Here is a 19,497-nt window from a genome sequence, read left to right on the forward strand (position 1 = left end):
ATAGGTGCTAGCAATTTGAATGAAATCAAGTTCAATTGACACTCAATGATTCACTCATGGCTAGTAAGGCTACATTTCGAGATCTGCCCACCGAAATCTCAAAATCATTTTTTGGGCCGGTCTCCGGACTCAGGATAAAGTCACCATTGTGACTCACGAAGCTGAATTTTAAACGTTATAGACTTGTCAGTTCTCCAACAAGCCTATTTAACGCACTCAGTTCTCACCATTACCGTTGCGGGGGCAGTACCAGGTTTTCACTGGTTTCCCGATTATCCCAATTCTATTCATCGAATGAAATAGAGGCTGGGCACCACAAAAAATTGACGATAAATTTGAATTGTTTACACGACTGTTCATCAGTTACATATAACAACAGATTACATTATAACGTGTTAATGTTTCTTTTTGATATAAAGAATGATGATCTATCATATTATTCAACTGCTAGCGAAATAAGTTGAATAATATGATTAGAGAAACGGCTTACAGGTTTGCGACAAGCATTTGTGGTGAGGCGCGTTAACGGGAGAACTTTACCGTAAGCATATTCGAAATAAAGTCACGGTGGTTTGAGGCATTGAGTGGCGGGTTAGACTGACTAAATACACTTCCTCGCATTGACTTATGCATTAAATATAAATCGTCAGTGTCTTTAATCACGGCGTAATAACCAATTTCACCTTGCTGCTTACGTGACGTTGCGCTGCCATATAAGTTTTTCATCGCCGTGCAACCAATAATGCCATGATATGCTTCTTTACCGCCGATTTGAGTCATCCCCAACTGGTTATAAACCACTTCTCCTTGGCAACTTTGTTGGTAGGTATCAGCAAAATTATCTAAAAACTGGGCGCTTTCGATATTGTCAGCTAACCCTTCAAAACCTTGAATACAAAATAAGTCAGACCAATCACTAAGAGACTCTCCAGCAGGAACAAACTCCGCTTTATACATGGTGCCACGCTCAGCATTGAAAGCCATTTTCCAGCCAGTGGGTAACACAAAAGAGACTTTATTTGAAAAAATTGACAGTTCTTTCTTAGTTGAACCGCCCTCAGAATCAAGGTTTGCAGTAATAGTATTAAGAAATGGTTGTGGCTCTTTGGCCATTACATTAAATGAAGGGCTGAATGATAACAGCCCCCCAATTATTATTAGGGTAGCGCAAGCTTTCATACCGAAATCATCCTTGGTATTGGTGCTGAAAGGTGAAGTTTAGTTAATTTTTAATAAAATACAGCAAACTATGTCACCAAAATGTTGTATTACTGTATTATTTTAACTACTAATCTTCAAGCTAATCCTCTGAATCAGTTAGATTCAATTCATTTTCATCGTCAATAAGTGCTTCTGCAGCAATCGCGTCTGCAATTGATTTTGCTTTAATTTTCTTTTCTGTTTTGCGTTTGTTGCGCTCAGCCTGTGTGGCCATAAAGCCTGTCAGTTCTTTTTGGCCCCATGCCGTCGCTTCTTCTTCTGTTGCAAAGCCATCATGACTTTTAGATACAACAGTCTTGGTTGCACTCATACGACGGGTGATTTCTGCTTTAAAGGTATCGCCAACGGCTAACACACGAAAATCGTACTTCTTACTTTTGCTCATTACTCGGTTTTCCTAGCTGATTACAGCTTAAATATGTCGCGTTACACGCGAATATGCTCAACTTGGCATTGCTGCCAATACGTAGTTTATTGTTTCACTAACTGGTTTGAACCAACAATCATCATTTCACATTTCTGACAGTCGAAAACCAGCTTTAATCTATCTTTTCCGATATCTAATACCATAGGATCAGCCTTAATACCCTCGACTTCTTTAGGGCATAAATTAAAGCTATATCGTAAACAGTGCTTAGTGACCATTAATGGCGCATCGGTTAACACTTGGTTCTTTTCATAGGTGTCTTCAATTTGAATCACACCGTGCTGCTGATAAAACTCTCGAGATTTATCGTTAGCGACATTTGATAGAAAGCTCAAATACTTCTGTGGGAAGCGCGCTTCTTTGTCGTGCTCGCCTCGAAGAGGTCGTTGATACCCATTAATACGCTTCTCATCTAAAGCAGCAATAGCGTCACGACGTAGTCCATTAATTACCGATGCTGGTAAAAACCATCTGTTGGCACAGTTCACTTGTAACTGCCCTAATACATAATCACTATTACCTAGCTTTCCTAATTGAGTTCGAAGGCTGGCATCGGCTTTTGCATAGTCTTTTGCTGGCTCTTTTGCCCACTCAAGCTCGGTAGTAGCATAATGACCGTGGTTATCGTTAATGGTCAATGCAATGCCGCTATCGGTATCATTGAGTACCATATTCACTCGTATTTTTCTGGTGGCTGAATCTTTAGATAACAACGCATCAAATTGATGATCAAAGTTTCTAAATAGCTCAACACCCACTTTCAAATCTTTACTAACATCAGTTAAAAACAGGGTATTGCCGTCAGCACGATTAACGCGCAGCCCTTTGGTCTTGTTATCAGAAAGACGCTGTTTTTGGTAACCATCGATGAAAAAACATAAACCGTCACCATTATTAAATTCGATGGTTTTACCCGCTTTAGCACTATCAACTTTAATAAAGTCACGACCGACGCCAACAATTGTGCCGACCTTTTCACCTATGTATTTAGGCGAGCTAAAATGTTCAATCAACGCGGTGCGCTGATTAATAAAGTAATCCGTTTTACCACGGTTAAAGCTCTTTTCAGGATCAGGAGTAAACGTAAATTCACTGCGGCCATGGGACATCGACTCTAGATCACTACGACGATCAATGATCGCATCTAACTGTTGACGATAATGAGCCGTAACATTCTTAAGGTAACTAATATCTTTAAGACGACCTTCAATTTTAAATGAAGTCACCCCAGCATCAATTAATGCTTCGAGGTTTTCTGTCTGGTTATTATCTTTAAGTGATAATAAATGCTCATTTTCAGCTAATACTTCACCATCACGGGTCGACAAGTCACAAGGAAGGCGGCACATTTGCGAACACTCACCGCGGTTAGCACTGCGATTTGAAAACGCATGACTGATGTTACATAAACCGCTGTAACTTACACATAATGCGCCATGGACAAAATATTCCAATTTAAGCTTGGTGTTGTCAGCAATTTGCTTAATTTGCGGCAAGTTTAACTCGCGGGCTAATACCACTTGCGAGAATCCCACCTGCTCTAAAAATACTGCTTTTTCAGGGGTGCGATTATCCATTTGGGTACTGGCATGCATTGCAATCGGTGGTAAATCTAACTGCAATAATCCCATATCTTGGATAATCAGTGCATCGACACCCGCTTCATATAATTCCCAAATTAAACTTTGAGCTTGCTCAATTTCGTCATCCATTAAAATCGTATTTAATGCGACAAATACTTGCGCATGATAGCGATGAGCAAAATCAGCTAATCGAGCAATATCTTCAACACTGTTACCGGCATTATGACGAGCGCCAAATGCTGGCCCACCAATGTAAACTGCATCTGCACCATGACGAATGGCTTCAATACCATAGTCTGCGTTTTTAGCAGGCGCGAGTAACTCTAACTGTTTCTTTTCAGTAGACTTAGTTACAGGTGGTGTCGGCGAAAATATCTCTACAGAACTCATAATCGATGTTTATCTTTTTCTAGGTAATAAAAAATGCATCAAGATAGTAGCTAAACACGGACTAAAACCACGTGTATGTCACTATCATTGACGCACTGTTCAGTTTGCTAGTTTAGCAAAAAATAACCAGTTTCGTTGCTTTTACTTAAACAAATGCTGAATATTCTTAAAATCACTTTTCCCTTCAGCGATTTCTTGTGGGTTTAACCCAGACACTTCATGAGGGAAAACCAACCATTCTTCAGACTCATGGATGAAATAATCAGGTTTTAAGTCAACAGCGGTATTTTTGGGTTTGTAGTAAGGGCATGCTACTCGAATATCTGTTGGGATATTCTTGCGCATAAACTTTTGCAGTTTATCAATTAACGCATCCACACTGCGGCCTGAATCAAAAACATCATCAACAATCAATAAACCGTCTTCTGCATTGGCATTTTCAATAATGTAATGTAAGCCATGCACTTTTATTTTTTTGCTTTGCTTATCAGTTCCAATACCATAATAAGAAGACGTTCGTACTGCGATGTGGTCAGTTTCAACATTTTTGAAATCATAAAACTCTTGTACTGCAATACCAATAGGTGCACCACCACGCCAAATGCCAACAATAAATTGCGGTCTAAAACCACTATCGTATACTTGCGCCGCAAGCTTAAAAGAGTCTTCAAGTAACTGCTGCGCACTGATGTAATGTTTATCTGTCATTGGATTGGGCCCCTATCGTTTTTATTGCGGCGAATTTTATACCAAGGATAGCTGCTTGTCTTTGAGCAATGTGACGAAACGTCATATTTGTTACTGAAACTAGACATATTTCAGCAATTATTTAAACCAACCCACCCAAATTGACGCTATTTTCATGGCTCAAGCATAAGCTCATTTTGAATATTTTTTCACCATTGACTCCCTGTGCATCTGTGGCATAGTAAATTAACTGCCCATTCATAGTGAAATAGCCCCTATGCTTGCTGCACACAATGCTAAGCCAGAGTCGTTTTCATCACATGAGTCATTATCTCTTAAAAGTGATAACCCATTAATTTGGCCTCTACTCACTTTACTTCAAGGCCAACATCAAAGCTGGAAGGTGCACCATCTTGCCAGTGCGTTACAAGCCAAAGGCTTGATGCATGATCTTGATCCTTTGCCTGAGAAGGATTTATTCAAACGCAACTTTTTATTGATGAATGCATTGTTTGAATTACAAAGCATGCTGTTACCTAAGCAGTGGCTTCAGGTTCAAGCAATGGATATAAAAATATGTCGTGTATTGCCCCATGACATTGTCCACCAGCAACAACATGATGAAGCGTTAAAAAACTATTACCTTGATTGGCAACATTACGACACTTGTGCCAATGTCGTAAAAGAAATGCTCGAGTCTTTTTGGTCAAGTTACCATGAGTATATTGGGGCTAACCAACAGCTCATGCACGACTCTCATGCCTTACGGATTTTTGAGTTAAACGAAACCGCAACCGACAAAGATATTCGTAAACAGTGGCGAAAGTTAGCCTTAAAACTCCACCCTGATCGCCCAGATGGAGATGCTGAGCAGTTTCGGCAAGTTTGTGAAGCATGGCAAACTTTACGCTCAAAAGCGGGATAACACCGCGTTTTACGCCTATTTATTTTTATAGAAAGCCGTACCACATCACATATTTAACTCTGAAATAAATCATCGTTTAGGTCATAATTCTTGTTAAGATTAAGGCAATTAAGTTTTGGCTTAATTAAGACTATTTTAAGATTTTTCACGACTACCAGCGGGTAACGTGACACTTTTATTGAGGCTGAAATGATTAAGATTAAACCTATAGCATTTACTATGGCACTTGCGGCATTCACAATCGCCTTAACCGGCTGTGGCAAACCTGCTGAAGTAACGAATGAAAAAGCGGTTGAAGTCACGACTGAAGCAGTGGCTGAAAAAGTTGCTGAGATTCCATCTAAGTTTGTTGAAGGACAGCATTACACTAAAATTTCTGATGCACCAGCTTCAAGCGAGCCTAAAATTTCTGAGTTCTTCTCTTTTTATTGCCATAACTGTTACAACATGGAAAGTAAGTACCTGCCAGAAATTAAAAGCAACTTGAATAAAGGCATCAGCTTCGAAACTAAGCACGTTGACTTTATGAACAGTGACATTGGTACAGAAGTCATGCGCTCATTAGCTGTTATCCATGAAGTGGGTAATGCAGCAGTGCTTAATACTGCCATGTTCCAAGCGATTCAAGGTGAAGGTGGTCATCACGATCATAGCGCACCTGGCCACACACATGATGAGCCAGAAATTAATAACCGTGATGACATCAAAAAAGTTTTTGCCGCTCATGGTATTGATGGTGCAACTTACGACAAAATCGCAGACAGTGATACCACCAATAAAAAGCTATCACTATGGCGTCAACAGCAAGTGATGTTCCAAGTACAAAGTGTTCCAACTTTCATCGTCAATGATAAATACGCTATCAACATGAATGAAATGCGCACCCTTGGTGACCTAATTGATGTGATGAATTACTTAGCATTAGAAAAGAAGTAATCACCATCGCCAATCGATAACGCAACTCACTCAATTGCTGTTAATCGGACAACAAAAAGCCCAATCATTTGATTGGGCTTTTTACTATCTAAAATGAGTTTATCAATCGTTACTTACCGCCAGTTTTGATTTCCATAACACTGAGATAACGTCAAACCGCCCTCAAGAATTTCTTACCATATCAATAATATGAAATGCTGCAAAAATGATATGGATAACTAAAAAGCCAACAAAACCTTGAGCAAACATGATGTGATATTTTCGCCACATTAACGCATCGCTCGACCCTTGATAAACAAACCATGCGATGCCTGTAATACTGACCAGCGCCATCAACACTAAGCCTATTCCTTCAACGATACTAAAAATCCCTTTGCCGCCTGAACTGGGTAACCTTCCCTGCGGTATTTGCTTTATTTCTTGAACGAGTTGACCAAAATCCAATGTTAGCCACGGAAAAAACTGTCGCCAATGCCCATTTAACAGGTTCTTCAATAAAAACAATAATCCGAATATGGCTGCAACCAAGCCAAGGTATACATGTAAGCTATCCCAAATACTGGCTTTCGCACGTAAACGACTGCCAATCAATATCCATGGGCTCGTTACCACTAAAAAGATACTCAAGGCCACGACGATAACATGCAGTTTATCTGCAATGGTGCGGCACCATCTACTCACTTGATTCATAACTATCCTCAGTATGTCTTTAGCCAAAAGCACGGATTATCTATTGTCATAAAATTGCTTTAGCAGCTAAAAATAAAGCCAACATTCGATATGTTGGCTTTAAATGATGTTAAGCAGACAGGATTCTTTCGACATAATTGTCGACTTTAGCCCAATCTGTGTATTCCACCTTTGTGTGCGGGTCGGTTGGCCCTTTGGTGATCCACATAATAAAGCGAATAATATTACGATCCATCGGCCCATAGTATTGATAGTCAAGGTTACCACCAAACACTTCTAGTTCTTTAGGCTGCCATTCACTTTGTTTTAGAAATGCCTGCATATACATATTGGTTTCAGGCGTATTTTTACCTGGCTTTCTCGCCACTAAGCTAACTGAAAAGAAACCATTGGGCTTGGTATCAAGTAATGCTTTATTTGCAGCAACATACTGATAGAGCTCAGGGCGATGCTTACCATGGCGAATACTTGCGCCAATAAACACTTTATCAAAAGCCGATAAATCAGGTTTATCTTGCAGTGCTGATAAAGTCACAGTTTCACCTGCAGCCTCAAGCTTTTCTTGCATATAATCACATATCTTACGGGTCTGGCCGTGGACTGTTGAATAAACGATTAAAATATTGCTCACGTTAACCTCTAAGATAAACAAAGAACGAGTTTAAAGATGGGGATAGAATTAACATGTTTCCCCTGCTGTTCGATACGTTAGTTACAGTATCAAAAATGTCTTTTAATAGACTAACTGCATTTAAAGACTAGCTTAATTGAATCTCGAATAAATTTACATGAATCAGATCACGACATATTAGCAATAGCAGCTAATTAAATGATGATTTTTTGTCTCGCTCACAAAAAAGTGGCCATATCTGACGATATGCCCACTTATACATTTTGAAAATCAGCAATTTACAAATACGACATCACGCTTATCTTAATAATAACTTACCGACTAAAGTGACATTAAGAATGACACTAACTGATCACGCTCAGTTTTGCTCAATGCCATGAATGCCTCTTGACTGTTTTGTGCTTCACCACCATGCCATAAAATTGCTTCTTCAACTGTCGCTGCACGGCCATCGTGCAAAAATCCAGCTTGCGGATTAACGGTTTGAGTTAACCCTAAGCCCCATAACGGGCGGGTACGCCATTCATTACCATTAGCCAAAAAGTCAGGGCGCCCATCAGCTAAGTCATCACCCATATCGTGCAATAACATATCTGTGAAAGGATAAATCACTTGGCCCTTTAATGAATCAATGATGTCACTGCCACCAATATCACCGCTAGTTTTAGTGGTAAAACTTGGAGTATGGCAACCACTACAGTTAATTGATGCAAATAAACGGGCACCTTCACGCACATCAGAGTCATCAACATTACGTCTGGCTGGTACAGCTAAGGTTTCAGCATAAAAAACCACAGCATCACTAAGCGCTTGGTCAACTTCAGGCTCACCATTTTCATCTTCACCGGTATCAACAAAACCTGTTCGGGTTAAATAGGAGTCATGAAGGCTAGTACCTGCCACACTTTCATCAGGAAATAACGGGTTAGTAATGCCAATATCACCACGTAATGCTCCTAAAGATTGCACTCTTACACTTGGCGTATTGGCTTTCCAACCAAAACGACCTAGAGAGACAGGGTTGTCATCTCCGTTGCGATCTTTAATCGCATCAAAAACCCAATTCGGACGACCTGAAATACCATCGCCGTTGCTATCATCGGCATCCGCTAGTGCTAGAATGGCAGCTTCAGGTATCGCTTCCAGTAAGCCTAAACCAAATACTGGCATGCCATTACGCCAACCCATTAACACATCATCTTGAAGTAAATTTGAGGTAATGTTGGTGCTTTGTTTTGTCTCACCAGGTGCATCATAAGGATTTTCGACTTCAAAAATCGGCTTTTTAAGTTCAACACTGGTGCCATCGTCATAAGTCACTGTTGTACGCTCGTATGACAAGTAAACGTCTGCTTGGCCGCCAAAGGCATTTTCTTGCCAATCTGCTCGCGCCTTTAGCACGCCGCGATGGAACAATTGGCCACCAAAATCAGGAACAGGGATTGGAGCACAATAATTATTTGCAGCATTGCCTTGGGTACATTCAACATCTGCAGCTTTACTGATCCGCAAGAAAATTCCCGCATCAGACCCTAGCTTGACCCGGGTTTGATCTGCTGACAGGAAAGGCGTTGAGTTACGTCCATCACGTTGATGACACGAGTTACAGTCGGCATTATTGAAAACAGGGCCTAGACCATCTAATTCTGGATGCTCTATATTTGGTGCTGTGGTAAATGAAATTTCAAAGTTAGCATCACCTTCAAGGTGCAGTGCTAAATCGCCCTCTGATAAATTAGGTGCAGGTGTCGAAAAACCATGCCCAGAATTACCGGCATCATAGGTCGTTGTATCGCCACCACTTGCGGTAATATCGGTAAAGTCAGGATAGGTGACAACAGGTGGCTCTGGCGTCGGTGTTGGCTGCTCATCACCACTGCCACCACATGCTGATAATAGTAAGATGCTAACCATGGATGTCAGCACAATGTTGTTATGTTGATTGGGGAATTTTTGAAACTTGTTCATCTTGCACACTCTTAAATCAATAACACTGCAAAAGGCTTAAACAACACAATTTGGGACTTGCCTTGCTCTAACGGCTGGCTTATTAGTCAAAAGCTTAAATCGCTCTGCCCTTATCAAATTTAGAGCAAAGCGATTGCTTATCCGTTATGTGGCTTACTGAGGGTTCCACTCAGATAAAAGTGGGATAACATCTGACTCTAATGAGGTTTGTAAAGTAGTAAGTGCTGTTACTGCTATTTCAACACGAGTACGACCTGCTTCATCAAGAATAGCTTGACGGAAAGGCATATCGTCGTTGCCTGCAATAGCTTGAATTTTCAAGATAGCATCATCAATTTCGCTAGAAATACGTACTGAAAGCGTGCTGTCAGCTGCGGCAACAAAATCAATAATCCCTTGCTTGTCGGCAGAGCCTGTAAACTCGCCATGATATACATTGCGCACACCTTGAATGTTGTCAGCAAAGTCAGTTAATGAATTCCAAGAGTATTGAGACTCAACTTTTGAGGTATCAGCATTGGCTAAAGAATCACCAAATGGATCCGCAATTTTACCGTTACCGACTTCATCAACAATACCAATCATGCCGTTGATCAACTCTTCAATGACAGCAAGTTCAGAAGAGTAAACTGTGTTGTTATCACTGCCTGGTGAAGTTAATAAATCAGCATATGGTAATGCGTTCGCATCTTGCGGGTTATGAGAAATCTGCCAAGCATCATCAAGTTGTTTTGCATAATCTCTAAAGACTTCAGCAAGTGCAATGACATATTCACGTTCAGCCGTCGTTAAATCACTGATAGACTTATTGTTATCAGCGACACCATCGCCAAACAATAGGTATTCCATTGTGTGGAAACCCTGTACATCATCATTCCAGCTTTTAATTGTTTCAGCGTCAAAGCCTGTATTGTTATCTAGCTGAGTCTGTAAATCAGTAGTATTTAGTGGCCAGCTATCCAAATGCGGATCGATACTCAATGAATCAACAGGACCAAAGATGTGAGATTCACCTTGTTCCCAAGGCTTACGTGCCGCTTTCCACGCCTCTTGGGCAGCGGTTAAATCTGCTTGTGATGTGGAATTTACTAGTGCTTGGGTCGCTAATAATAATGCATCACCCTGTGCCGCTAAATCAGCATAACCCGCTACAATGACGTCATTCGTTAAGTTTGTGACCATCTCAGTTGCAGCAAAGCTAAACCCAGTTTCAGGTACTACCGGATCTGGGGTAGAGGAATCATCAGAACCAGAACCACCACAAGCGGTTAATGTACCCATTAAGGTTAGTGCAATCGCTGTATACTTAAAATTCATGTAAAACTCCATTTCAATCAATAATTTTGGCTGATTCATTTCAGCACTTTCATTTAAAAAAACATGTTAATGCACTGGCTTATAGCGAGAACTGGTAACCCACACCAAGTGCAAAAAAGTTAGTATCAGGAATACTGGCTACGGCCACTTGCTGAAGGCCGCCTTCTGCTTTAATGACAATTTCAGGAATTGGGAAGTAGTTAACTCCGATACTGCTCCAGGTATTTTCATAACGCTTAGTCGCAGTACCACTTTCCACTTCCATTAGTGGATTTGAATAATCTATATTGGCAAATACAGTCATAGGAATAGCTAAGTAGTCATCAAGCTTAAAGCCTGCTTCAACAAAGAAAGATTGCGATTTAGAGCCCAATTGCGCGAAGTTACCAGGCTGTAAACCTGGAGTGGTTTTATTCGCTAATGTAATTGCATCAGAGTCACTTAAAGTACCGTACATGTATTGACCACGTAGCACCCAAGGCCCCTCAACATATGCAGCTGCAGCTGTCACTATGCTCAACGTTCCGTCAACATTGAGCTTATTGCTTTTATTTCGATTGCCTGAGGTATTGCCGTAATAGTAAGACACGCCAATAGCACTACCAGTTTTAAAGTTGCCGTAATCGATTCGCCCAGCAAATGCTAAGTCGTCAGCGTTGACATGTTCAAACCGGGTTTGATGTCCTGATGCAACCCAATCATAGGTTCGAAAGTATTCAGAGTTTAAGCCGCTAACAATCTGGGCTTGATAATGAAAATCAGAGATTTCACCGTAAACACCAATACCATTCTCGTTCCACACGGCCGGGATCATGGCAGCTTCACTTTTGTGACGGAGTACAGTGAGGTATTGGTTTGGCTTGTGTAAGGTGCTCGTTAGGCCGATTGGCAAGTGAATATTACCGAACTTAACGCCAAAGGCTTCACTAGGGCGATATCGAATTTCCGCTTTTTCAACGACAACTTCGCCGCCTGCTTCTATTTCAGATTCAAATTCACCAAATTCATCAAAACCATCATACTCCAGCGCAGCGCCAGTTCCGCCATGCTCATATTCAATTTCAACTTCCATGCTCCAGTGCTCAGTAAACTGATAACCAAATTCAGTGACTATGCGCTCTAAGTCGAAACGGTTTCTTCTTTCTGGCGTGGTATCTTGTACATTGTCAAAATACTCATCACTCGTGAAATTCGCAGACCCATAAGATTTGAATGAAAACTGACTGAAACGGTCCTCTGCTGCGGCAACGTTCGTAACAACATCAGAGACTGCTTTTTGCTGTTGATGCTGAGTGACTTCAATTTGCTTTTGAGATTCAGCTTGCTGGGCTTGTTCCTTTGCTATGGTTTGCAATTGCTGTTTTAGCTGAGCGATTTCAGCTTCTTGCTTGGCAATCGCTTTAGCTAAATCTTCTGCTGATATCGCAGCATATGTACTTGCAGAAGTGCCTAAACCAATCACACTGGCTATTGATACTGCCAACAGCGTTAACTTTTTGCTCATCTCATTCCCCACAATATTGCACAACCTTCGTTAATGTGGCGACACAATATATTAAACAAGAATCATTTTCATTATAATTTACATTTATCTTTGCAGCTTTATTTACAACGCATTTACACTTAGCGCAAAAATGTAATCTGTGTAACCATACAAGCACGATATCAAGTTCAGGAAACCTCCCTATGTCAGTCGCCTCCAGTAAGCATCCTCAACAACTTTTATTGTGGATGACTTTCGTTATGTCGATGGTTTTTGCAGTATGGCAGGCGCTGCTAAATAATTTTGTCATTGAAAAGGCGGCATTCACTGGCGCAGAAATCGGCATGCTACAAAGTTTGCGGGAGGTGCCAGGTTTTTTAGCTTTTACAGCGATATTCGTTTTGTTGCTGATCCGTGAGCAATCATTTGCCTTGGTTTCATTAGCCGTGTTATCTATCGGCATTGCTATTACCGGCTTTTTCCCGAGCGTTTTAGGCTTATATTTAACGACGGTGTTAATGTCAGTGGGATTTCATTACTTTGAAACCATCAACCAATCTCTTACATTGCAATGGGTGGATAAAAAAGATACTGCCGGATTTTTAGGTAAGGCGTTGGCATGGCGCTCTGCTGCCGCTTTAATAGGTTATGGCAGTATCTGGATTGTGATGACATGGCTGAAATTAGATTATGTATGGATGTACGCCATTATTGGCGGACTAGGGCTAACTGCCGTGCTGGTAATGAGTATCTATTACCCTCGTTTTGATATCGCCGAACCACAACATAAAAAACTCATTTTCCGCAAACGTTACTGGCTTTACTATGCCCTTACCTTCTTGTCTGGAGCCCGTCGTCAAATCTTTATGGTTTTTGCCGGATTTATGATGGTAGAAAAGTTCGGGTATTCGGTTTCGCAAATTACGGCACTCTTTTTAATTAACTATGTCGTGAATCTAGTTTTCGCCCCTGCTATTGGTCGCTTAATTGGAAAAATAGGTGAACGGAATGCGTTAGTTATTGAGTATGTTGGATTAATTATTGTCTTCGCAAGTTATGCTGTCGTTGAGCATGCTCAATTGGCTGCAGCACTGTATGTAATTGATCACCTGTTATTTGCAATGGCAATAGCAATGAAAACCTATTTTCAAAAAATTGCCGATCCAAAAGACATTGCGGCCAGTATGTCGGTTAGCTTTACCATCAATCACATTGCAGCTGTGATTATTCCTGCATTATTAGGCATACTATGGTTAAGCTCACCACAGTGGGTATTTATGATAGGCGTATTATTCGCACTGTGTTCCTTGATATTATCGTTAAATATTCCAGCCCATCCGCAGGCTGGAAATGAAACGAATTGGGGTAAATCAACTACTCTTACAACGAGTGAGAGATAATTATCACCCGCTTATTCACCGTTGAAGTATGAGAAAACGTTATGGCAGAAAGTCACCCTCAACAAACTAACAAAGACCAAAAAGCGAGTGTGTCTGCACGAAAAAAAGCATTATTGCTCGGAAAAATTCTCGGATTAGCCAGCGAAGATGATTATCGCCCTTCTCAGGCATCGATTACAGAACGTGCCCAATTTAGATTACAAAAACAGCAAGTTCAGCATCAGCTCAATCTTGAAACCATCTTTGCTTTAGCCCTCAACTATACTCCATCTGATGTTACAGGCGAGGACTTAGATCCTGACTGGAGTTACCAGTTTTTCCAGATGGCAGAACAAATTCAATCTCGACGAATGCAAGATTTATGGGCCAGAATTTTAGCCAGCGAAATTGTAAAACCTGGAAAATTTAGCCTAAGAACCCTTGCCACTCTCAAGAACTTGACCCAACGAGAAGCACAAATACTTGAAAAAGCATTAGGCATGTCTGTAAAAATGAATGCAGAAACTCGATATAAGCTATTAAGTGGTTATCGCATCAGTGGTGGTTTACAGCAGTATTTTAGGAAAACATCACAGGTGAATATTGGCTTATCTAAATACGGTTTACCTTACTCAAGTATTTTAACTCTCATGGATGCTGGCATACTGCATAACAGTGAATTCGAAACCGGCCTGCTTGATAAAAATTCCGATATTTTACTGTCGATGACCGAGCAGCAATTCAAAATTAGTCCAAAAAATAATAATTCACTCTTTAGTTACTACCGCTTCACCCCTGTGGGCGATGAGCTTAGTCTATTGGTACAGGCCAATGTAGAGAACGAATATGTGAGAGCATTGAAGGAAACGTTAAAGGCAGGGTTTAGCGTAAAGTAAACTCTAGAATAAATTGGTTTTGGCCTGAGTGAGCGAGTATACAAGCATGACATGCGATAACCGCTCAGAAAACTTAGGCTAATTAGGTTTCACTTTTCAGTGATAGTAATGACTTCTCAGCTCCTTCGATATCTGTCTTATCCGAATCAACCACTCGCTCATATAAGTTAGAGTGCTGAGCTTTATGCATAGAGAATAGAAATTGCCTTAATGTTTCTCTAGATTCATCACTGACAACAATTGTCGCTGCTATAACGCCATTTTCAGAGCGTACAACTTGATATTCAATGTCAAAACTAATGTCTTTGGTTAAAATTAACTTAGCCTGACGAGCCTCTTCAGTATCATCTATATTTGGAGCATATAACGTCAGCCCGGTGCTTGAAAGAGACAACACATCGATGGCGAGATTAGTATCAAAATCAATGATCCTGACATTATCAAGTTCGTTCATTCGCCAGCTTCTGTCAGCGCCTCGCGTATCAACCACCTCGGGGATCCCCAGCTTAGGGACAAACTGTCCAAGTTCATCCATGGCAATATTTAAAGGGAACCATAATCGGTAATGGCTAATTTCAGCCAATAAAGTCAGTTGAGTCTTACCTAGCAAACTAGCTAAAGTTGCAGGTATTTCAGTTGTCACAGAAACGGTTTCATTAGGACCTTCTGGCACTTTCTTAACGGCAGAAGGTGTTTTAGCGAATAACTCACTAAAACAAGCTAACTCTTCTTTGGTTAAGGTGCTGTCCATTATCACTCCTTGAAACTGTATTTGTTATAATTTGTAACAATTCTATCATGTGAAATCTTAGCGTACAATTCATAGCCAACTTTCTTGGCATAAATCCTAATTAAAATAATAGGTTCTACTGCATTCAACATCGCTCAACAAGCTATGTAACGACACGTTTTATGAAGGATCCGCTTTAAAAGTTTCACTCAATTTTGCAGCACACACTTTAGGAGTTTCACATCGTTCAACTTGGCAATCGCAACCCATAAACTTGGTACGAATGAGCGGCAACTTTAGTTCAAAACAGTTATCCCAATTCAAGTCTTAGATAAATTCAAGCAAGTAAAAACCGGCCCTATATATTCAATTCAAAATGAACAAAAAATAATTTTGCGCAATTAGATTGCGCACAACTTACATTTACAGTATTGTATATTTCATTGAGTGAGTAGCTAAGATTAATCCAACTGAATCACTTAATTTAACGTTCATTATTTTTCAATTAGGAGTTTTCATGGATATCATTTATTCAGCATCAGCAACAACAACTGGCGGTCGTGATGGTCAATCAACATCATCAGACAATAAACTATCGGTAAAACTTAGCACACCTAAAGAACTAGGCGGCGCAGGCGGTGAAGGTACGAACCCAGAACAGCTTTTTGCAGCAGGCTATTCAGCATGTTTTATTGGAGCAATGAAATTTGTTGCAGGACAAGAAAAGATAAGACTTAGCCCAGATCTTAAAGTTCGAGCTACTGTCGGCATTGGGGCTAATACCGCTGGAGTCGGATTTGCCATCGATGTCAAACTACGCATTAGTTTACCTGAAATGGATAAAACTGCGGCTGAAGCATTAGTCGAAAAAGCACATCAAGTATGCCCTTACTCTAACGCTACCCGCGGTAACATCAATGTTGAGCTAGTTGTAGAGTAAATTGAATAAGTCAGTTACCATTTTGAGCTAGGCTATTTTTCACCATTTGAAAATAGCCTAGTGATTGTAGAAGTTAGCTATAACTTATTGCACACTTAATTTAAGACCTGGTAAAAACTATGGTTCAAGTCTTTAAGTCCTCAACAATTTACACCTTATCCAATAAAGCAATATCAAAGTCATCGAGGCTAATCGACAAATTTAATTGGGCAATTTGTGATTCAACTTTTTGAATATTTTGATTAACAGCATCGAGGGTCAACGTATTATTATCTAATTCGTACACTTGCTTTTGAGTGTGGTAGTAAAACAATAATATGGTAATCGCATCAGGTTCATTTTTATCAGCCGCAGCGACAATTTTAGTCAATTTTCGATAGATTCGGTTATGTAGCTGTTTCATTTGCCATACCCAATAAATATCATGCATAAATGGTTTAGTTTTAATGATATTCATAATAAGGCTACAAAAGACGACAGCTAAGATAACCCCCATCAAATTTAAGTGAAAATTACCAGTAGACTCACTTCCCGCGACGGGCGTTTGCCCAAAAAAAGCGATTAAAATAGCGCCAAAACCTAACGATAGTAAGGTTAAGCAACTCACCAACCCGATCAGTAATCTATTTAGCTGCTGCCGGTATTGCTGCTTATTGATTGAGATTAACTTCATAATAATCCTAAACGTAAATGTCTAAGGCATTTTATCCCGAAAAATAACATTGCCCAAGAACTGACACACTCGACTTAATCAAGCATGTCATTGTTTTTGACGATACCGCACCACTAACATTATCACCAATGCGGTAATGGCTCCGCCAACATGGGCAAAATGAGCAATATTACCAACAGAATATTTAGTTAATCCAAAGAACAGGTCACCAGCAATAATGAGTGGGACAAACCATTTAGCACTAATCGGCACAGGTAAGAAAATCAGCGATAACTTTGCATCCGGATAACGCATCGCAAAGGCCACTAACACGCCATACATCGCACCAGATGCCCCAACAACAGGCGCATGGTAAATAGACATAAACTCAACCAGCCTATCCTTACCCAAGGCCTGTACTAAGTGACCATCAGCCATACCTTGCTGCAAAATGGTTTGAATATCATTTGTGCTGTAACCTAACGTTAAAATGTCATTGGTGATAGCGGAAAACTGATAGTAATTAGCGGCAGTATAAATCAGTGCTGCCCCCAACCCTGTTACAAAATAAAAAGCTAAAAACCTTGGCGTCTTCCAAGTCTGTTCAAGTGGGGTACCAAATGACCACAGTGCGTACATATTAAATAGAATATGCGCCACACTGCCGTGCATGAACATATGGGTGACTAACTGCCATAGAGCAAACTTTTCATTCAATGGAAAGTAAAGCGCTAAGGGCTGCAAAGGTTCAAACTTTAACCATGTACTCGCAATAAAAATAAGGACATTAATCGCCATTAAGTAAATAATCGACTGATTTTTGGCTGGCATATTAAGTGACCTTATTGTTGATATTGTCATGATTTGACTAAATTCTACTACGTACTTTTCAACGCTTTTTTGATAAGTTTCCCGAACGGCTAATAGCAAGTAATAAGCGCCCTACCAGTAAACTGCCTGCGGCAGTAATCCCCAAACCTATAATAGAAACGCCTTCATACAAAGGCGGTACGCCACTACTTAACACCATACACCCACCGAGAAAAATAGCACCACTTAATACCCCATAAACCAAGCGATTAATAATCGTATCTAAACTTCGATGATTCAAATTAATATCAAACCGACCATTATTAATTTGCTGAGTTAATAACTCGATTTGTTCAGGCAAAGTATTAATGACACGTTGCCATCGATTAGAAGACGCCATGGTTTGTTTGAACATATATTGAGGCGACAACTGGGCAAGTTTCATCTTAATCGCATAAGGACGAATTGCGTCACCAACACTTATGCTGCTATCTAATTGCTTAGATGCTCCTTCAAGCATGATGAGTACCCTCAGGAGCATCGAAACTTCTGTAGGAATAACTAGCTTATGATGGTGAATAATTCGAATAAATTCATTTAATACGGCAACTAGAGGGACTTCATTAATATCCACTTCCAAAAAGTCTTGTACAAAATCGCTAACATCTTTTTCAAGTAAGACTTTATCTAGCTTAGGCTGTGCCTGACACAATTTGATTATATGGTAAGTTAACTCTGCGGGATCTTTATCGGCAAGGGCAACTAATAAGTGCTGAAAGCGTAATTGAACGGCTTGGGTTAATTTTGCTGTCATCCCCCAATCCAATATACCTAACTGTCCAGACTCCAATACCCAAATATTTCCAGGATGCGGATCGGCGTGAAAAAAACCTAAATCAAAAATCATATCAAGATACACCTTGATCCCGGTTTCAGCTAAAGCTCTAGTATCTACCTCAGCAGCATTTAGTTTGTCACCATCGGCAACGCTAAACCCCTTTAAGCATTCCATGACTAAAACATGTTTACCTGAAATGTCACGATAAACATGTGGAATATGCACTTTACTATTATCACTAAAGTAAGCACTAGCACGTTGCATACTGCGAGCTTCTTTCACGTAGTCGAGCTCATTCATTAGTGATTTAGTAAACTCAATAATTAACTTAGTCGGTTGATATAGTCTGAGTTCTTTATTGTATTGCTCAACCAAAGACGCCAGCATTTTTAAAATTTCGACGTCTGCAACAATTTTATCTTCAATACCAGCGTGCTGAACTTTAACGACAACGTCTTGGCCATCCACGGTGACTGCTTTATGCACCTGACCTACCGAGGCAGAAGCTAATGCATCAAAACAAAAGGATTGAAATAAAGTATCGAATGAGCGACCGAACTCAGCTTCAATGGTTGAAATGATCTGCTGTTTATTATCGGCAGGCGTATCAGATTGAAGCTTAGTTAGCTCGTCAGCAATCTCTTGACCAACCAGATCAGCACGGGTACTGAGTATTTGACCAAGTTTAATAAAAGCAGTGCCTAACTCACTGAATGCTAGACGTAAACGAACTGCAATAGAAAGTGACGCAAGTTGCTGACCGCTCTCATTCACAAATACACTTTTAATAAACTCAGGATTACCTTCTTTGACCCAATTAGCTAAACCATACTTTACCAAAACAGTGAGGATCTGTCGCGAACGCGCCGAATGATTCATGAATTGCTTAACGTTAGTCAGCATCGCCCAACTCCCTGTTTACCCGATAAAATAAGCTTTAGTTTTCTAGATATTGATAAGACTTTAAAGTCATTACATCATCTAGCTAAAGCTA

General features: G+C 40.3%; 18 protein-coding genes and 1 riboswitch. Of the genes, 5 read left to right on the forward strand and 13 right to left on the reverse strand.

Annotated features, from left to right (window positions below; genetic code table 11):
• Positions 1-97: 97 nt before the first annotated feature.
• Positions 98-334: riboswitch (cobalamin riboswitch) on the reverse strand.
• 188 nt (positions 335-522) lie between these two features.
• The 4 genes from SJ2017_RS16780 to SJ2017_RS16795 all read right to left on the reverse strand — a co-directional run bounded on the left by SJ2017_RS16780 (position 523) and on the right by SJ2017_RS16795 (position 4,329).
• The gene (locus tag SJ2017_RS16780; RefSeq protein WP_167692939.1) at positions 523-1,113 is read right to left on the reverse strand and encodes a hypothetical protein; all 591 of its coding nucleotides are present in this window, start codon (positions 1,111-1,113) and stop codon (positions 523-525) included.
• Between the two features lie 187 nt (positions 1,114-1,300).
• Complete coding sequence (locus SJ2017_RS16785) at positions 1,301-1,606, reverse strand: DUF3622 domain-containing protein (RefSeq protein WP_065108744.1); 306 nt, start codon at positions 1,604-1,606, stop codon at positions 1,301-1,303.
• A gap of 86 nt (positions 1,607-1,692) precedes the next feature.
• Positions 1,693-3,621, reverse strand: coding sequence for a peptidase U32 family protein (locus SJ2017_RS16790; RefSeq protein WP_080916522.1), 1,929 nt, complete (start codon positions 3,619-3,621; stop codon positions 1,693-1,695).
• Between the two features lie 141 nt (positions 3,622-3,762).
• Positions 3,763-4,329: a phosphoribosyltransferase gene (locus SJ2017_RS16795; protein ID WP_055026273.1), complete on the reverse strand. Its 567-nt coding sequence runs from the start codon at positions 4,327-4,329 to the stop codon at positions 3,763-3,765.
• A gap of 256 nt (positions 4,330-4,585) precedes the next feature.
• Here SJ2017_RS16795 and SJ2017_RS16800 point away from each other — a divergent pair, with 256 nt between their 5' ends.
• Entirely contained in the window at positions 4,586-5,233 is a 648-nt protein-coding gene (locus SJ2017_RS16800; protein ID WP_080916523.1) for a DNA-J related domain-containing protein, read from the forward strand.
• Positions 5,234-5,422: 189 nt separating this feature from the next.
• A complete protein-coding gene (locus SJ2017_RS16805; protein WP_420876290.1) occupies positions 5,423-6,169 on the forward strand; it encodes a thiol:disulfide interchange protein DsbA/DsbL in 747 nt (248 codons plus the stop codon).
• A gap of 162 nt (positions 6,170-6,331) precedes the next feature.
• On the opposite strand, the gene SJ2017_RS16810 is transcribed toward SJ2017_RS16805, so the two are convergent.
• The 5 genes from SJ2017_RS16810 to SJ2017_RS16830 all read right to left on the reverse strand — a co-directional run bounded on the left by SJ2017_RS16810 (position 6,332) and on the right by SJ2017_RS16830 (position 12,279).
• Positions 6,332-6,859: a cytochrome b/b6 domain-containing protein gene (locus SJ2017_RS16810; protein WP_055026474.1), complete on the reverse strand. Its 528-nt coding sequence runs from the start codon at positions 6,857-6,859 to the stop codon at positions 6,332-6,334.
• 109 nt (positions 6,860-6,968) lie between these two features.
• The gene (gene hemG, locus SJ2017_RS16815; protein WP_055026475.1) at positions 6,969-7,490 is read right to left on the reverse strand and encodes a menaquinone-dependent protoporphyrinogen IX dehydrogenase; all 522 of its coding nucleotides are present in this window, start codon (positions 7,488-7,490) and stop codon (positions 6,969-6,971) included.
• 321 nt (positions 7,491-7,811) lie between these two features.
• On the reverse strand, positions 7,812-9,404 hold the full coding sequence (locus SJ2017_RS16820) for a di-heme oxidoredictase family protein (RefSeq protein WP_156003487.1): 1,593 nt from the start codon (positions 9,402-9,404) through the stop codon (positions 7,812-7,814).
• Between the two features lie 207 nt (positions 9,405-9,611).
• On the reverse strand, positions 9,612-10,775 hold the full coding sequence (locus SJ2017_RS16825; protein WP_080917511.1) for an imelysin family protein: 1,164 nt from the start codon (positions 10,773-10,775) through the stop codon (positions 9,612-9,614).
• A gap of 79 nt (positions 10,776-10,854) precedes the next feature.
• Entirely contained in the window at positions 10,855-12,279 is a 1,425-nt protein-coding gene (locus tag SJ2017_RS16830) for a hypothetical protein (protein WP_055026476.1), read from the reverse strand.
• 182 nt (positions 12,280-12,461) lie between these two features.
• Between SJ2017_RS16830 and SJ2017_RS16835 the strand changes: the two genes are divergently transcribed.
• Both SJ2017_RS16835 and SJ2017_RS16840 read left to right on the forward strand, forming a co-directional pair.
• Positions 12,462-13,658, forward strand: a complete 1,197-nt coding sequence (locus SJ2017_RS16835; protein ID WP_080916526.1) for an MFS transporter — start codon at positions 12,462-12,464, stop codon at positions 13,656-13,658.
• 41 nt (positions 13,659-13,699) lie between these two features.
• Positions 13,700-14,533, forward strand: coding sequence for a TIGR03899 family protein (locus SJ2017_RS16840; protein ID WP_055026478.1), 834 nt, complete (start codon positions 13,700-13,702; stop codon positions 14,531-14,533).
• Positions 14,534-14,615: 82 nt separating this feature from the next.
• On the opposite strand, the gene SJ2017_RS16845 is transcribed toward SJ2017_RS16840, so the two are convergent.
• A complete protein-coding gene (locus tag SJ2017_RS16845) occupies positions 14,616-15,284 on the reverse strand; it encodes a hypothetical protein (RefSeq protein ID WP_055026479.1) in 669 nt (222 codons plus the stop codon).
• 496 nt (positions 15,285-15,780) lie between these two features.
• On the opposite strand from SJ2017_RS16845, the gene SJ2017_RS16850 reads away from it, so the two are divergent.
• Positions 15,781-16,203, forward strand: coding sequence for an organic hydroperoxide resistance protein (locus SJ2017_RS16850; protein WP_080916528.1), 423 nt, complete (start codon positions 15,781-15,783; stop codon positions 16,201-16,203).
• Between the two features lie 148 nt (positions 16,204-16,351).
• Here the strand turns inward: SJ2017_RS16850 and SJ2017_RS16855 are convergent, their stop codons facing one another.
• The 3 genes from SJ2017_RS16855 to SJ2017_RS16865 form a co-directional block, all read right to left on the reverse strand.
• Positions 16,352-16,876, reverse strand: a complete 525-nt coding sequence (locus tag SJ2017_RS16855) for a DUF3087 domain-containing protein (protein WP_080916529.1) — start codon at positions 16,874-16,876, stop codon at positions 16,352-16,354.
• Between the two features lie 87 nt (positions 16,877-16,963).
• A complete protein-coding gene (locus SJ2017_RS16860) occupies positions 16,964-17,686 on the reverse strand; it encodes a rhomboid family intramembrane serine protease (protein ID WP_080916531.1) in 723 nt (240 codons plus the stop codon).
• 58 nt (positions 17,687-17,744) lie between these two features.
• A complete protein-coding gene (locus SJ2017_RS16865) occupies positions 17,745-19,406 on the reverse strand; it encodes an ABC1 kinase family protein (protein WP_080916532.1) in 1,662 nt (553 codons plus the stop codon).
• Positions 19,407-19,497 lie beyond the last annotated feature (91 nt).

This window comes from Shewanella japonica (assembly GCF_002075795.1).
Taxonomy (GTDB): domain Bacteria; phylum Pseudomonadota; class Gammaproteobacteria; order Enterobacterales; family Shewanellaceae; genus Shewanella; species Shewanella japonica.

Excerpts from the sequence above, each read along its gene's own strand:
- SJ2017_RS16780 (WP_167692939.1), bottom strand. The coding sequence starts at position 1,113 with ATGGCCAAAGAGCCACAACCATTTCTTAATACTATTACTGCAAACCTT.
- SJ2017_RS16785 (WP_065108744.1), bottom strand. The coding sequence starts at position 1,606 with ATGAGCAAAAGTAAGAAGTACGATTTTCGTGTGTTAGCCGTTGGCGAT.
- SJ2017_RS16790 (WP_080916522.1), bottom strand. The coding sequence starts at position 3,621 with ATGAGTTCTGTAGAGATATTTTCGCCGACACCACCTGTAACTAAGTCT.
- SJ2017_RS16795 (WP_055026273.1), bottom strand. The coding sequence starts at position 4,329 with ATGACAGATAAACATTACATCAGTGCGCAGCAGTTACTTGAAGACTCT.
- SJ2017_RS16800 (WP_080916523.1), top strand. The coding sequence starts at position 4,586 with ATGCTTGCTGCACACAATGCTAAGCCAGAGTCGTTTTCATCACATGAG.
- SJ2017_RS16805 (WP_420876290.1), top strand. The coding sequence starts at position 5,423 with ATGATTAAGATTAAACCTATAGCATTTACTATGGCACTTGCGGCATTC.
- SJ2017_RS16810 (WP_055026474.1), bottom strand. The coding sequence starts at position 6,859 with ATGAATCAAGTGAGTAGATGGTGCCGCACCATTGCAGATAAACTGCAT.
- SJ2017_RS16820 (WP_156003487.1), bottom strand. The coding sequence starts at position 9,404 with ATGGTTAGCATCTTACTATTATCAGCATGTGGTGGCAGTGGTGATGAG.
- SJ2017_RS16825 (WP_080917511.1), bottom strand. The coding sequence starts at position 10,775 with ATGAATTTTAAGTATACAGCGATTGCACTAACCTTAATGGGTACATTA.
- SJ2017_RS16830 (WP_055026476.1), bottom strand. The coding sequence starts at position 12,279 with ATGAGCAAAAAGTTAACGCTGTTGGCAGTATCAATAGCCAGTGTGATT.
- SJ2017_RS16835 (WP_080916526.1), top strand. The coding sequence starts at position 12,462 with ATGTCAGTCGCCTCCAGTAAGCATCCTCAACAACTTTTATTGTGGATG.
- SJ2017_RS16840 (WP_055026478.1), top strand. The coding sequence starts at position 13,700 with ATGGCAGAAAGTCACCCTCAACAAACTAACAAAGACCAAAAAGCGAGT.
- SJ2017_RS16845 (WP_055026479.1), bottom strand. The coding sequence starts at position 15,284 with ATGGACAGCACCTTAACCAAAGAAGAGTTAGCTTGTTTTAGTGAGTTA.
- SJ2017_RS16850 (WP_080916528.1), top strand. The coding sequence starts at position 15,781 with ATGGATATCATTTATTCAGCATCAGCAACAACAACTGGCGGTCGTGAT.
- SJ2017_RS16855 (WP_080916529.1), bottom strand. The coding sequence starts at position 16,876 with ATGAAGTTAATCTCAATCAATAAGCAGCAATACCGGCAGCAGCTAAAT.
- SJ2017_RS16860 (WP_080916531.1), bottom strand. The coding sequence starts at position 17,686 with ATGCCAGCCAAAAATCAGTCGATTATTTACTTAATGGCGATTAATGTC.
- SJ2017_RS16865 (WP_080916532.1), bottom strand. The coding sequence starts at position 19,406 with ATGCTGACTAACGTTAAGCAATTCATGAATCATTCGGCGCGTTCGCGA.